We start from the raw sequence: 14,219 nt of genomic DNA, 5'->3' as shown, positions 1-14,219 counted from the left end.
TTAACTTTTTCTTTAACATTAATATCTATAAATATATTGTAAAATTCTAATTTAGTTTAATATATCTTATTATAGTTTATATAATAAAACATAAATCTAAAGATTTAAATATCATAATTCTTAAGATTTCCTAAATTTTTTATGAATTTCGATATATTTTTATTAAGTTTAAATTAAGTTAAAAGAATAAGTAGATTTATTATATCCTATAAAATAAAACTACTCTGTATATTCAGTTTCCAAATCTTCACATTTTTCTTTACCATATATAACCATTCCTATAATTGAAATTATTATAAGCACACTTCCTACAATACTATAAAGATTGAACTCTTCATTCAGTAGAAATACTCCTGCAAATATAGATACCACTGTAGCTATGTTTGATAATATTGATGATTTTACAGCCTCTAGTTTAGACCTTGAGTAGTTATTTAAAAACATAGCTAACAAAGAACACCCCATACCCAAATAAACTATTGGAAATACAATCTCCATATTAAATAATCCTTTTGCATATTCTATTAGACTCCCTGATATCAATTCACCACCAACAGATATTGATGTAAATGATATTGTTCCAATTAGTTGCATTGCTGCTGTTATTTCAATTGGTGTAAATTCGCTTTTAGATAATTTTCTTACATATACACCATATGCACCAGCACAAATTACTGCCCCAAGTATCATTATTCTTCCAAGCATGCTACTTGTTTGATTCCCTGTATTTTGTAAGTTTACTATTATAACTCCAAAAACTGCAATTGCGATGCACACTACTTGTTTCAAGTTCATTTTTTCATTTAAAAATATAATTCCCATAATTCCTGTAACTACTGGTATCATAGATATCATAACACCAACTTCTGATGTAGATGTATACTTAACTCCAAGTGTCTCAAGCATAAAATATAGAAATGGTTGAAACATACATAAAATCAAAAGTGATTTAATATCTTTACCTTTAAAGTTTAAGCTTATAAATTTAAACTTATATAATGCTATTACTGCTATCAATCCAATTGTAAATCTTAATGATAATACTGTAAAAACCTTATTGTCAACCAAATTTAATACTGTCTTAGTAAAATAAAAAGAAAAACCAAATAGAATATTTGCCAATACCCCTAAAGTATAACCTTTTGTTACATCACTTACCTTGTTCATAAATTTAACATCCTCACATTTTCTAATAATATATAAAAAACTTTAACAGTACATACCATGTATGTCAACATATACACAAAAAAGCTATCTAATTTAAGATAGTTTAGATAGCTTTTTAATACAAATATAAAATTTTTGTATATTTAAATTATTTATTATTTTTATTATTTATCTTTGTGACCATGTTAATATAGGCTTTTTCACTGCTCTTGCATCATCAACTCTTTTAACTAAAGTATTATGTGGAGCAGTTTTTAGTAATTCTGGTTCTTCCTTAGCTTCTTTTGCGACATTCTTCATAGCTTCAATAAAACTATCTAATGTTTCTATACTCTCACTTTCTGTAGGCTCTATCATAAGCGCCTCATTTATAATAAGAGGGAAATACATTGTTGGAGGATGATATCCATAATCCAACAATCGCTTTGCTATGTCAATAGTTTTTATATTTGCTTCTCCTCTTGGTAATCCGCCTAATACAAACTCATGTTTACATAAAATATCTATTGGTAAAATATAATCATCTTTTATACTTTCTTTTATATAATTAGCATTTAGAACTGCCATTTCACTAGTTTCTTTAAGTCCATCTCTTCCCATTGTTAATATATATGTGTAAGCTCTTACAAGGACACCAAAATTTCCATAAAAATTTTTAATTTTTCCGATAGATTTTGGTCTGTCATAATTTAATACATATTTATCTTCTTGTTTTTCAATTACTGGAATTGGTAAAAAAGACACTAACTCTTTTTTTGCTCCAACAGGTCCAGCCCCTGGACCACCGCCACCATGAGGAGTTGAAAATGTCTTATGAAGATTAAGATGGACTACATCAAATCCCATATCTCCTGGTCTTGTTATTCCCATAATAGCATTCATGTTTGCACCATCATAATACAAAAGACCACCTGCTTCATGTACAAGGTCAGCTATTTCTTTTATATTTTTTTCAAATAGCCCAAGAGTGCTTGGATTTGTAAGCATAAGGGCTGCTACTTCATCATTTAAAACTTCTTTTAACGCATCTATATCTACAGCACCATTTTTATCAGATGTTATTTGAATTACATCAAAATTCGCCATAGCTGCACTTGCTGGATTTGTTCCATGTGCAGAATCTGGAATTATTACTTTAGTTCTTTTATAGTCTCCTCTATTTTCATGATACGCCTTTATCAGCATAAGACCTGTAAATTCACCATGTGAACCTGCTGAAGGTTGAAGTGTCACTTCATCCATACCTGTAATTTCTGCAAGCTTATTTGATAAATCATACATAAGAGCAAGAGACCCTTGTGCTGTATCTGGAGATTGATATGGATGCATTCCAGTAAAGTTTGGAAGTGCTGCCATATCTTCATTAATTTTAGGGTTATATTTCATTGTACAAGAACCTAAGGGATAAAAACCAGTATCAACACCAAAATTCTTATTTGACAATAAAGTATAATGTCTAACTAATTCTAATTCACCAACTTCTGGTAAGTTTAATTCATTTTGTCTAGCCATACTTGGGTCAATCATATCTTCTATTTTTATATCATCTATATCTAACTCTGGAATTGAGTATGCTTTTCTGCCTTTTTTAGATATATCTATCAACAAACTATTATATTCTTTCATTATAACCCCTCCATTATTCCAACTAACTTATCTATTTCATTTTTACTTCTTTTTTCAGTTACACAAAGTAAAGTTGAATTTTTTAATTCTGGATAATTGTGTTCTAAATTATAACCACCTAATATATTTTCTTCTAAAAGTTTATCGTTTATAGTATCTATATTATGATTTCCTTGTACTGCAAATTCTTTAAAAAATCGGCCTTTAAATATAGGTCTGTATTTTCCTGTTTGCACAAGTTTATTATAAGCATAGTGTGCTTTTTTCATTGATTGCATACCAACTTCTTTAAATCCTTCTTTACCCATAGTAGCCATGTATATTGATGCTACAAGAGCATTTAGAGCTTGATTGGAACATATATTAGAAGTTGCTTTTTCTCTTCTTACATGTTGCTCTCTAGTTTGTAAAGTTAATACATATGCAATTTTCCCTTCTGTATCTAAACTTTGCCCAACTATTCTTCCTGGCATTTTTCTTGTATATTTAGATTTACTAGCCAAAAATCCTACATAAGGACCTCCAAAATTAAGAGGATTTCCTAGTGATTGAGCTTCTCCAACAACAATATCTGCTCCTATTTCACCTGGTGTTTTTAAAACACCTAATGATATTGGGTCAACACTCATAATTAACATGGCTTTATTTTCATGAGTTATCTTTTCTATTCCTTCCATTTCTTCAATAATCCCAAAGAAGTTAGGAGTTTGTATAAGGACACATGCTGTATCTTTATCTACAGAAGCTCTTAATTTTTCTATATCTGTAGTTCCATATTCACTACAAAAATCAATTTCTACTATTTCACAATCTTTATATTGTAAATAAGTTCTTAGTACTGATAAAGTTTCTGGATGTGTAGTCTTTGATACTACTATTTTACTTTTTCTAGTTTGATTCATTGCCATTATACATGCTTCTATTGCAGCAGTAGCTCCATCATACATTGATGCATTTGCAATTTCCATACCAGTAATTTCTGCAATCATGGATTGAAACTCAAACACTACTTGCAAAGTTCCTTGACTTATTTCTGCTTGATATGGAGTATATGCTGTATAAAATTCTGACCTTGAAGTTATATGTTTTATAATTGATGGAATATAATGGTCATACGCACCAGCTCCAAGAAAACAAGTTAAATCTTCTAGACTTAAATTTTCCTCTGACAATCTTTTTACTATTTTACTAACTTCTAATTCAGATTTTCCACTGTCTAGATTTAAATCTCTTTTTAATTTTAGTTCATCTGGTACATCTGAAAATAATTCATCAACTGAGTTTAATCCAACTACTTTTAACATTTTTATCTTATCTTCATTTGTAGCAGGTATATATGAAAATTTATTTTCTTTATTTACTACAACATTATCTTTTTTATATTGTTTTTTATAAAAAGGCTTCTTAACTGTTATAGCAGGAACAACTTTTTTTCTAATGGCTATACCTATTTCAGTTCCTGCTTTTGCATATTCAGCATCTATAATTCCCATACCTAAGATTTTCCCTGTTGTTGGAGATGCACACCCAGTAGTTACAAAACCAACTGTTTTATCTCCAACTTTTATATCATATCCATTTCTAGGCATCCCTTTGCCTTGCATTTCAAATCCTACTAATTTTCTTTTAATCCCATTTTCTTTTTCTTCTGCTAAGATTGATTTGCCAATAAATGATTCCTTATTTACTTTTACAAAAATAGATAATCCTCCTTCAAGTGGAGATATGTGTTCATTTATTTCATGTCCATATAGAGGTAAGGCTGCTTCAAATCTTAAAGTATCTCTACAACCTAGACCAGCTGGACATATATCTTCTCCTCCAACTTTTAGGACTTCATCCCAAATTGCTTTTACATGTTCATTTTTGCAATATATTTCAAAACCATCTTCTCCAGTATATCCTGTTCTTGAAACTAAACAAGAGTATCCAGATACTTTTACCTCTGGCATTGACTTATAAAATTTTATTGATTCTAAATTTATGTCTGTGATTTTTTGAAGAATTTTTTCTGCTTTAGGTCCTTGAACTGCTAATTGACAAACTTCATTAGATATATTTTTTATATTTACTTTATATCCTTCACTTTGCTTGATTATCCAGGCAACATCTTTGTCTATATTTCCTGCATTTATTACTAACAAATAATCTTCTTCCCCAAACTTATATATTAATAAATCATCAACAACTCCACCATTTTCATAGCACATAGGTGTATATATGATGTCATTGACTTTTAATCCACTTATATCATTCGTAACTAGGTTTTGTATAAATTTTTCTGATTCTACTCCTTTTACTTCTACTTCTCCCATGTGAGATACATCAAATATACCTGCACTTTTTCTAACCATTTTATGCTCTTTGTTTATTCCTTCATATTCCAAAGGCATCTCCCAGCCAGCAAATTCAACAAGCTTTGCACCAAGCTCTTTGTGTGTATTATACAAAGGCACTCTTTTTAATTCATTCATATATAACCCTCCCCATAAAATTAAACCTATTATATTTAAGCAACTTCACCACTATGTCCTGTATTTTCTCATAAAAAAAATATATAAGCATAGAAAATAATCCTAGCCTATATATCCCTGTTTGTATACCTGAAAGATTTAATAATTTAATATTATTCTGCTTCTTCGGTGACTTATAGTATTTAACTTAAGTCTCTCCAGAGTCCCATCAATTAGCGATATTTTTGCCTGAAAGCTTCTCTAAGGATTGGCATTTCTTAAATTTCTTCTTCGGCGCCTTTTTGTATAAAGGTCTCTCTCGCTAATCTCACTTGGAAATATTTATTTTCAATTTTATTTTATGAATATTTAAATCAAATGTCAACACATTATATTTATTTTTTTTTATGTATTAATTTTTTTGTTAAGTTTTTATTATCAATCATTTCTCTTTTATATTATTCACTCTTCTGCAAAGATATTATATATTAATGCAAAATAACATTTTCACTTAATTTATTATTAAAATAACACACAAATAACCAAATGTAAATTTGTATTGAGATTTACTATAACATGTTAAAAGTATATTCATACACTTGATGAAATCGTTTACAATTTTAAACTTGTGAAAAATAAGATTTTTAAAATAGAATATTTTTAATAGAATTACAACTATTGAATGGTTATGTGATTTGAATATTTTTAAAATTTTAGTCATTTAAAAAAAGCACCTCATATTAAAGTGCCAATCTATCATATATTGATTTTTCTAGTATTTTTCATCGTATCAAGACTCATTCATAAGTAGTAAATTAATGGTAAAATAACTTCTTAAATCCTTTGTAACTGCTTATAATTTCAATTTTTCTGTGGATAATCTAACTTTTAGTTATTTTTTCGATTTAAAAAAAAAGTAGAAATGTTTGCATTATGTTTTAAGATAGTTATTTATCAAAAAATAAAAACGGGATAGCCCACTCCGAAAGCCAGCAACCCCAGTTTTTTTCAGCACAACTAAGTACTGTAAAGTGCGGATGAAGGGAGTCGAACCCCCACGCCAATGGCGCTAGATCCTAAGTCTAGTGCGTCTGCCAATTCCGCCACATCCGCTTATATCACTCTTTTATTTTACTATATTTCGCTATTATTTTCAATAACTTTTTTAAATTATCTAAAAATAAATAAAATAATGATAATAGAAGGTGAAATTCATTTACAGCCTTATTCTGCAAGTTCTACTTCTACTTCATCTACTTTCTTACCTATAATTTGAAGACCTACAAATACAGCTACTATAGCAACTGGCAATACTATATATATTGGCAATCCAAATCCAGCTGGTATATATCCAAATACAATAGTAATTACTGCTGTAAATATGGCATATGGCATTTGAGTATTAACATGGTCTATATGATTACATCCAGCTCCCATTGAAGAAAGTATTGTTGTATCTGAAATTGGGGAACAATGGTCTCCAAATATTGCACCTGTTAAAACTGCGCTTGTACTTACTATTACATAAGACATATCAGGATTTAGTGAATATGCAAGTGGTATTGCAAGTGGCATAAGTATACCCATTGTTCCATAAGCTGTTCCAGTAGCAAAAGATATTATTGCTCCTAATCCAAATATTAAGCTTGGTAGCAAGAATGGAGGCAATGAACCAGATAATAAATGTATCAAGAATTTAGCTGTACCTAACTCTTTTATTACTGAACTTAATGACCAAGCAAGTATTAATATTACACCAGTGATTACTAAACTTTTCATTCCATCTATCCAAACATCAATTGCTTCTGATACTGTAAAAATCTTTTTAACTACAGCCATTATAATAGCAACTAAACTTGCAACTAATGCAGATTGGAATAATGCTCTAGATGCATCAGATGCACTAAATGCTTCTTTTATTGCTTCAAAAGAATATGGTGAATTTGTAAATAATTGTATTAAAGTCTTATCTTCACCTCCCATTATAGATGTATATCCACTATAATAGAATGATGCTAGTGCAACTACTATCAATGTACCTATTGGAATTATAGCATTCCATACACTTAATTTTACTCCATCTTTTGGAGCTAAATCATCCAATTCTTCAACGCCTTCATCAAGGTCTGTGCCAATTTTTCTACTTCTAGATTTTATTTCAGCTTTTCTCATTGGTCCAAATTCTTTTAATAATAACGCTGAAATTACAATAAATGCTAATATTAATATGTTATAAAATCTAAATGGTATTGTATTTAAAAATATGCCAAACGCATCAACATCTACACTTATACTTTCAAAAGCATCATGTATTAAACCAACTTCAAGACCTATCCATGTAGATATTATGGCAAGCCCAGCAACTGGTGCTGCTGTAGCATCTATTATAAATGCTAATTTTTCTCTTGATATTTTCATTTTATCTGCAACAGGTCTCATCATAGGCCCTACAATTAATGAATTAGCATAATCATCAAAGAAAACTAAAAGACCTAAAAACCAAGTTATAATCTGTGTCCCTTTAGCTGATTTTGCTCTCTTTGCAAGTGCTTCAGCTATAGCCTTGGCACCACCCATCTTGGCAACAAGATTTATTACTCCCCCAATTGCTAAGACTTGTAGTATTATCCCCGCATTCCACGGGTCTGATAGAGATACTAAAGCTCTATCTACTAAGTCTAAAAATGCTTGTATAAATGCAGCAAATACATTAACGCCACTGACTTGAATTATAAAACTCCCAGAAAGAATTCCTAGCAACAAAGAAATTATTACATTTTTAGTTATAAATGCAAGTATTATAGCAACTAATGGTGGTATTAAAGTTAAGATTCCAAATTTTTCTGCGTTAGCTAATGCAATAGTATCTATATCTTCCTCTGCAAATACCATTACAGTTGACATTATAAACATAATTGTCGTCAGAAAAATAATGTTAAATTTTTTATTTCTCATATAAATCTCCCTCTCTTTTTAATTTTGTGAATTATATAGGGTATTATGGGTTATGATAAAATAAAAAAGCCTTGAGTGGTAAACACTCAAGGCTTAAACATTACATACATTGATAATACTAAAAAACAAATATAATATAATTCCTTAAATGATAGCTCACCACAAATAAACCTGTGACAGTTGTACATATATTTTATGTACCCCCAGCAATATAATCTTAAAGCATCGATTATAAAACTTCGGCAATATCCCCTTTCCCAATAATTCTTTGTGCTTAACTCCTTATTAGTACTGATAGATTATTGCGCCTCTACCCTTTTATTCACTTTTATTAAATATATTTTGAGTATATATTATTTATTTAAACTTTGCAAGGAAGTTTTAAAAATTTTACTTTAAAGGATTTTTTATATCATTGTCGAATTATAAAATTAATTGTACTAAAATCAGCTAAAAAAATTTTATCAATTATATGGAGGAATTACTTTAATGTTATTAATTTACAATGAAAAAACAAACCCTTATTTCAATTTAGCAATGGAAGAATATCTACTTAAAAATTTTGACGAAGATTTATTTATTTTATGGAGGAATGAACCATCTATAATTGTTGGAAAAAATCAAAATACACTTTCTGAAATAAACTTAGAATATATAAGAGAACATTCAATACCAGTTGTTAGAAGACAATCTGGTGGAGGAGCTGTATTTCATGATTTAGGAAATATAAACTTTACATTTATAGCTTGTAATAATAATAGTTTTAGTGATTTCAGAAGATTCACTCAACCAATAATAGACTTACTTAAAACCTTAGATGTCAGTGCTGAGTTTTCTGGAAGAAATGACCTTCTTATAGATGGCAAAAAATTCTCTGGAAATGCTCAACATAACTATAAAAATAAAGTAATGCATCATGGGACACTTTTATTTTCATCTGAGATAAATGACCTTTCAAATGCACTAAAAGTAAAACCCATAAAATTTGAGGGTAAAGGTATAAAATCTGTAAAGTCTCGTGTAACCAATATAAGTGAACATTTACAGTCTGATATGGATATACTTGAGTTTAAAGATGCTATAATGAATTATCTTTCTGCGACAAATGCTGATAATACAAATTATTCTCTAAGTAAACATGACATAGAGGAAATAGAAAAACTTACTAAATCAAAATATGAAACTTGGGATTGGAACTTTGGTAATTCACCGAAATACTCTCTTTCAAATGAATTAAAATATGTTGGTGGAAATGTAGAATTTAATTTAAATGTTGATAAAGGTATAATAACTAGTATAAAGTTTTTTGGAGATTTCTTTGGGAAGTACGATGTATCTTTTGTAGAAGATAAACTTATCGGTACAAAACATGAGGAAAATTCATTGAGAACTATTTTAGATACAATTGAAATAAATGACTATTTCTTGGGTGCTGATACTAATATTTTAGTTTCTGGAATTTTAGGTGTTAAGTAAAAATAACAAAAATTTTAAAATATTTATAAAATTATGTTTACAGATACAAAAAATCATGCTAATATTTATAACATAATTAAAAATTAATACTTCTTATCCAGAGTGGTGAAGGGACTGGCCCTATGAAACCCAGCAACCAGTATATTTTAATATACATTGGTGCTAAATCCTGCAGTATTGTACTGAAAGATGAGTTTAAATTAGCTTTTAAAGCCTGAGTTTATACTCAGGCTTATTTTATTTTCACAATGTGATAAAAAGAGGGTATTTTATTTTTAACTAATCAATTATATTCAGGAGGGAATTTTTATGAAATTCAAAAAATTATTAAGTTTGTTATTATGTCTAGTATTTACTTTATCTGTAGTTGGATGTTCAAAATCTAAAGACGATAAAAAAATTGTTGTTGGTGCTACTTTAGTTCCAGGTGGAGAGTTGTTAGAAGAACTAAAACCACTTATTGAAGAAAAAGGTTATACTTTAGAAGTTAAAAACTTTGACGATTACATACTTCCAAATGAAGCTTTAAATAATGGCGAAATTGATGCAAATCTATTTCAACATGAACCTTATCTAAAAGAAGCTGTTAAAGCTAAAGGCTATAAAATAATGGCAGGAACTAAACTATATGTATGCCCAGCCATACTTTACTCTTACAAAATAAAATCTGTTGATGAATTTAAAAAGGGAGATACAATTGCAATAAGCAACAATCCATCTTCTTGTTCTAAAGACCTTAGATATCTTGAAAGTATGGGACTTTTAACTTTACCTAAAGAAAATAATTTAGTTAGTCCTAAAGATATAATTGAAAATCCAAAGGGCATACAATTCAAAGAATTAGATATTGCTCAAATACCATCTTCTCTTCCAGATGTAACTGCTGCATTTATAGACACTACTTACGCAGTACCTGCTGGTCTTAATGCTAAGAAAAATGGAATCTACACAGCACCAGTGAATGATGAGTATGCTAATCTTTTAGCATTTAGAACTGAAGATAAAGATAGTGAAAAAATTAAAGTTCTACAAGAAGTTCTTACATCAGATAAAGCAAGAAACTTAATTGAAGAAAAATATAAAGGAATTGTAATTCCTGTTTTTTAGTAGAATTAGTATAATTTGAACATTATTATTGTAATCTTGTTGAATATTGACTTATTAAGTGCTACCATTTAAATAAATCTATGTTTGTGGAGGAAGATTACTATGGCTATAGAATTGAAAAAAGGACAAAAAATAAATCTTACAAAAAAAGAAAATACCGATTTAGGTGAGATTTTAGTTAATTTAAATTGGAATCAAAAAGTACAAAAAAAGGGCTTTTTTGGAGCTCTAAGAAGTAGTAATATAGATTTAGATTTAGGCTGCTTGTTTGAAATGAAAAATGGTGCAAAAGGTGCTGTTCAAGCATTGGGCAATTCCTTTGGTAATTTAGAACATCCTCCTTTTGCTCAACTAGATGGAGATGACCGAACAGGAAGCAATACACAAGGCGAAAATATAAGAATCAACGGTAACAAGATAAAAGAAATAAAAAGAATATTGATTTATGCTTTTATTTATGAAGGTGTGGCTAATTGGTCAGAAGCTGATGGAATTGTAACTATTAAACAAAAACAAGATTCTGATTTAGTGGTTAAGCTTGATGAGCATAAAAATGGCTATAATATGTGTTCAATAGCATTAATAGAAAATGTAAATGATGAAACATTTAGCGTTGAAAAAGTAGTTAAATACTTTAAAGGACATAGAGAAATGGATAATGAGTTTAACTGGGGCTTAAAATGGGTTGCAGGAAAAAAATAATAATGTTTAAGAAGGTTCATCTTATCCAAAACATAACTTCATATTATTTACACCTCACATAAAACTTTATAAGAATTTATAGTTTTCATATAATTATTTATTTAAAATCGTATATCATATATATTGATGTTATTCTCAGTACTTATACCACTATACGTTTTTAAATAGTTAACAAAATCTAATAAAGTACTTATAATATAAGTACTTTATTAGATTATTATATATTAAAATATACTTTAACTATTATAAACTATAAACAATTTCTTTATCTAATATTTTTTCAAACTCTAACATTGGCATTGGTTTATAAAAGACAAACCCTTGAACCAAATCACACCCAATCTCTTTAAGAAACTCAACCTGTTCTTTATATTCAATACCTTCAGCAACAGTTATAATATTTAACTCTTTTATCATCTGTATAATATTTTTTATTACTATCTTCTCTTTTTCTTTGTTTAAACTCTCTTTAAAAAACATCGAGTCAAGCTTTAAAACATCAAATGGTAAATCCTTCAAAACACTTAGAGACGAGTATCCCTTTCCAAAATCATCCAAAGAACAAGTAAAGCCACTTTCATGTAGGTCATGTACAATTTCTAAAAGATGCTCTTGATTTTCAAAAGCAACACTTTCTGTAAATTCAATTTCTATAGTATTTTTAGGTATATTATATTTATTTTGTATGTGCGAATAAGTTTCTACAAACTTAGCATTATAAAATTGAATCTTAGAAACATTAACTGAGATAGGAACAATTGTTTTATTTTCATCTAATCTCTTTCTAATCCATCTACATACCTCTTCAAACACATATTGGTCTACCAAACTAATAAAAAACTCCTTTTCCAGTATTGGAATAAATATCGCTGGAGATATCACACATTTGTCTGGTGTCATCCAACGTACTAAGGCTTCTGCACAATCTATTTTTTGATTATGTAAGTTAACTTTAGGTTGAAAATAAACAACAAATTCTCTTCTATTGAGTGCTTCATGTATTCTACTCTTAATTGTATTTTCTTCAATCATTTTTTTACGAATATTTTCATTATAAAAAGCATACTTAGTACCTGGTTTATTTTTGACAGTCTTTTGTGCAAAGTTTGCACGATTTATCAAATCATCTATATTTAATTTCTCATTCACATCTTCAATACAACAAATTCCACTAACAATAGTAATACTATATTTATTTTTAATTTCATCTGTAATGTTAATCAACTTATCATCTACAACTTGTTGTCTTCTTAGCAAAGTCTCCTTATCTACATAACATCTTAATGCAACAAATCTATCTGCAATCTCTCTTGCAAATACTTCGTATTTTCCAATATCATCCATCATGATATTAGAATAGCGTTTTAATATCATGTCACCATAATCGTATCCAAATATATCATTGATATACTTAAAATTTTCAAAATCGATATAAAATATAGCAAATTTCTTATCTTTATACTTATAAATATACTGCTCTGCATCCAACTTAAACTTTTCTATAGTATTTGCTCCTGTAAGTTCATCTTTATATGCAATATTTTTTAAATCTACGTTTAGTTTTTCAAGTTTAATTAATCTTCTATTGTACTGTATAATCAATATAATCCATGCTACTATGCCTACAATCGATATTATAATTATTAAAGTCATTAAGTAATTGCTTTTTTCTTTAGAATAATGTTCTATTTCGAATACTGTGTCATTTGCAATCTTAAAAAATTCTTCACTTGTTTGTAATAACTGACTACTATCTTCTTCCATCCTTACTTTTTTAATTTCAATATTTAAATCTTCCCATTTTCTTTCTAGTAAAGATAAATACTCATTATATTTTTTACAGTCAGTGACTACTAGACCATATTTTCCATGTCCTGTATTTAATTCATGTAAAATTTCATCGATATATTCTACTAGTTCATCATTTGGTTGAAGATTCATTTCTAATTTAGTTAGACGTTGACTAGCTCCACGAACAATACCAACATAATTAATCAACTTTCCATAATCTCCAATGTTGTGAATTAATTGAACAGAAATGTAACTTATAGAAATTAATAAAACAAATAAAACTAAGATAGTCATCTTTAAAAATCTCTTCATAAAATACCTCTATCCCCTATATTTTCACGTTTATCAGATATTCTACAATTATGCTAACTAGGTTTTTTATATGTTATAAATAATTAGTATGATTTCAATTTTCTAAACATTTTTAATAACCAACTTAGTAAAAATATTGTATAATCATTTTTCTCAAATAACGTGTATTAAACTTTAATAAAATTCTCTTATCACTTAAAATATAAATAAGCTTCCTTAATTCCATCTTCTTGTGACTTAATTACATTTAAAAATTCTGCTCTTTGTTTAGTAGAACTTTCAGCTTTATTAAATTTTTAATAATCATATGTAATTAATCTAGGTTGTTCATTCTCGTTTGTAGGTGGTATTGAAAACATCAATGTGTTTTTTTATAATCATACTCAATAAAATAATCATCCATAAGTTCATACACACGTAAATGTTTTTCAAGTTCTGTTGTACAAAGTATTTTTCATGTAAACTAGTTGAGAAATAAGGGTCTATTTGATAAATATTAGAAATAGCTTAATCTAGTTCTTTAATCAAACCATTATTATCGCCTCGGCCAGTCATGAAATAGAAGGGTTTTAGAGAAAATTTGGCAATTGTTTTTACATTTTCAATATAATTCGTATTATAGTTAAGCAT

At 28.4% G+C, this 14,219-nt stretch carries 8 protein-coding genes, 1 tRNA gene and 3 riboswitches; of the genes, 3 read left to right on the top strand and 6 right to left on the bottom strand.

The genetic code is table 11. The features are described from left to right. Window positions 1-219: 219 nt before the first annotated feature. The 5 genes from KGF46_RS09370 to KGF46_RS09345 all read right to left on the bottom strand — a co-directional run bounded on the left by KGF46_RS09370 (window position 220) and on the right by KGF46_RS09345 (window position 8,201). Window positions 220-1,167 carry a DMT family transporter gene (locus tag KGF46_RS09370; RefSeq protein ID WP_227841857.1) on the bottom strand — a complete coding sequence of 316 codons (948 nt, stop codon included), beginning with the start codon at window positions 1,165-1,167 and terminating at the stop codon, window positions 220-222. A 168-nt stretch (window positions 1,168-1,335) separates the two neighbouring features. After that, entirely contained in the window at window positions 1,336-2,793 is a 1,458-nt protein-coding gene (gene gcvPB, locus KGF46_RS09365) for an aminomethyl-transferring glycine dehydrogenase subunit GcvPB (protein ID WP_227829713.1), read from the bottom strand. Beyond that, window positions 2,793-5,267, bottom strand: a complete 2,475-nt coding sequence (gene gcvPA, locus KGF46_RS20055) for an aminomethyl-transferring glycine dehydrogenase subunit GcvPA (RefSeq protein ID WP_255287808.1) — start codon at window positions 5,265-5,267, stop codon at window positions 2,793-2,795. Before gcvPA ends, gcvPB begins: the two co-directional genes overlap by 1 nt. Before the next feature lie 206 nt (window positions 5,268-5,473). Next, window positions 5,474-5,578, bottom strand: a riboswitch (glycine riboswitch). Between the two features lie 700 nt (window positions 5,579-6,278). Beyond that, window positions 6,279-6,359, bottom strand: a tRNA-Leu gene (locus KGF46_RS09350). A 111-nt stretch (window positions 6,360-6,470) separates the two neighbouring features. Continuing rightward, the gene (locus KGF46_RS09345; RefSeq protein ID WP_227829714.1) at window positions 6,471-8,201 is read right to left on the bottom strand and encodes a Na+/H+ antiporter NhaC family protein; all 1,731 of its coding nucleotides are present in this window, start codon (window positions 8,199-8,201) and stop codon (window positions 6,471-6,473) included. A 144-nt stretch (window positions 8,202-8,345) separates the two neighbouring features. After that, window positions 8,346-8,522, bottom strand: a riboswitch (Lysine riboswitch). 168 nt (window positions 8,523-8,690) lie between these two features. Here KGF46_RS09345 and KGF46_RS09340 point away from each other — a divergent pair. The 3 genes from KGF46_RS09340 to KGF46_RS09330 all read left to right on the top strand — a co-directional run bounded on the left by KGF46_RS09340 (window position 8,691) and on the right by KGF46_RS09330 (window position 11,486). Next, window positions 8,691-9,677: a lipoate--protein ligase gene (locus KGF46_RS09340; protein WP_227841859.1), complete on the top strand. Its 987-nt coding sequence runs from the start codon at window positions 8,691-8,693 to the stop codon at window positions 9,675-9,677. A gap of 90 nt (window positions 9,678-9,767) precedes the next feature. Beyond that, window positions 9,768-9,873: riboswitch (SAM riboswitch) on the top strand. A gap of 113 nt (window positions 9,874-9,986) precedes the next feature. After that, window positions 9,987-10,784: a MetQ/NlpA family ABC transporter substrate-binding protein gene (locus tag KGF46_RS09335; protein WP_227841860.1), complete on the top strand. Its 798-nt coding sequence runs from the start codon at window positions 9,987-9,989 to the stop codon at window positions 10,782-10,784. A 102-nt stretch (window positions 10,785-10,886) separates the two neighbouring features. Then, on the top strand, window positions 10,887-11,486 hold the full coding sequence (locus KGF46_RS09330) for a TerD family protein (RefSeq protein WP_227829717.1): 600 nt from the start codon (window positions 10,887-10,889) through the stop codon (window positions 11,484-11,486). 243 nt (window positions 11,487-11,729) lie between these two features. Here KGF46_RS09330 and KGF46_RS09325 read toward each other — a convergent pair whose 3' ends face one another. After that, the gene (locus KGF46_RS09325; protein WP_227838845.1) at window positions 11,730-13,589 is read right to left on the bottom strand and encodes a putative bifunctional diguanylate cyclase/phosphodiesterase; all 1,860 of its coding nucleotides are present in this window, start codon (window positions 13,587-13,589) and stop codon (window positions 11,730-11,732) included. Window positions 13,590-14,219 lie beyond the last annotated feature (630 nt).

The organism is Clostridioides sp. ZZV14-6153 (assembly GCF_020657855.1).
In the GTDB taxonomy this organism is placed as follows: Bacteria; Bacillota; Clostridia; order Peptostreptococcales; family Peptostreptococcaceae; genus Clostridioides.
The sequence above is the reverse complement of the archived record's forward strand: the minus strand, read 5'-3'. Positions and strand labels throughout refer to the sequence as shown.

What these genes read in the sequence shown, in the direction of transcription:
- KGF46_RS09345 (WP_227829714.1), bottom strand. Translation starts at nt 8,201, where the DNA reads ATGAGAAATAAAAAATTTAACATTATTTTTCTGACGACAATTATGTTT.
- KGF46_RS09335 (WP_227841860.1), top strand. Translation starts at nt 9,987, where the DNA reads ATGAAATTCAAAAAATTATTAAGTTTGTTATTATGTCTAGTATTTACT.
- gcvPB (WP_227829713.1), bottom strand. Translation starts at nt 2,793, where the DNA reads ATGAAAGAATATAATAGTTTGTTGATAGATATATCTAAAAAAGGCAGA.
- KGF46_RS09325 (WP_227838845.1), bottom strand. Translation starts at nt 13,589, where the DNA reads ATGAAGAGATTTTTAAAGATGACTATCTTAGTTTTATTTGTTTTATTA.
- KGF46_RS09340 (WP_227841859.1), top strand. Translation starts at nt 8,691, where the DNA reads ATGTTATTAATTTACAATGAAAAAACAAACCCTTATTTCAATTTAGCA.
- gcvPA (WP_255287808.1), bottom strand. Translation starts at nt 5,267, where the DNA reads ATGAATGAATTAAAAAGAGTGCCTTTGTATAATACACACAAAGAGCTT.
- KGF46_RS09370 (WP_227841857.1), bottom strand. Translation starts at nt 1,167, where the DNA reads ATGAACAAGGTAAGTGATGTAACAAAAGGTTATACTTTAGGGGTATTG.
- KGF46_RS09330 (WP_227829717.1), top strand. Translation starts at nt 10,887, where the DNA reads ATGGCTATAGAATTGAAAAAAGGACAAAAAATAAATCTTACAAAAAAA.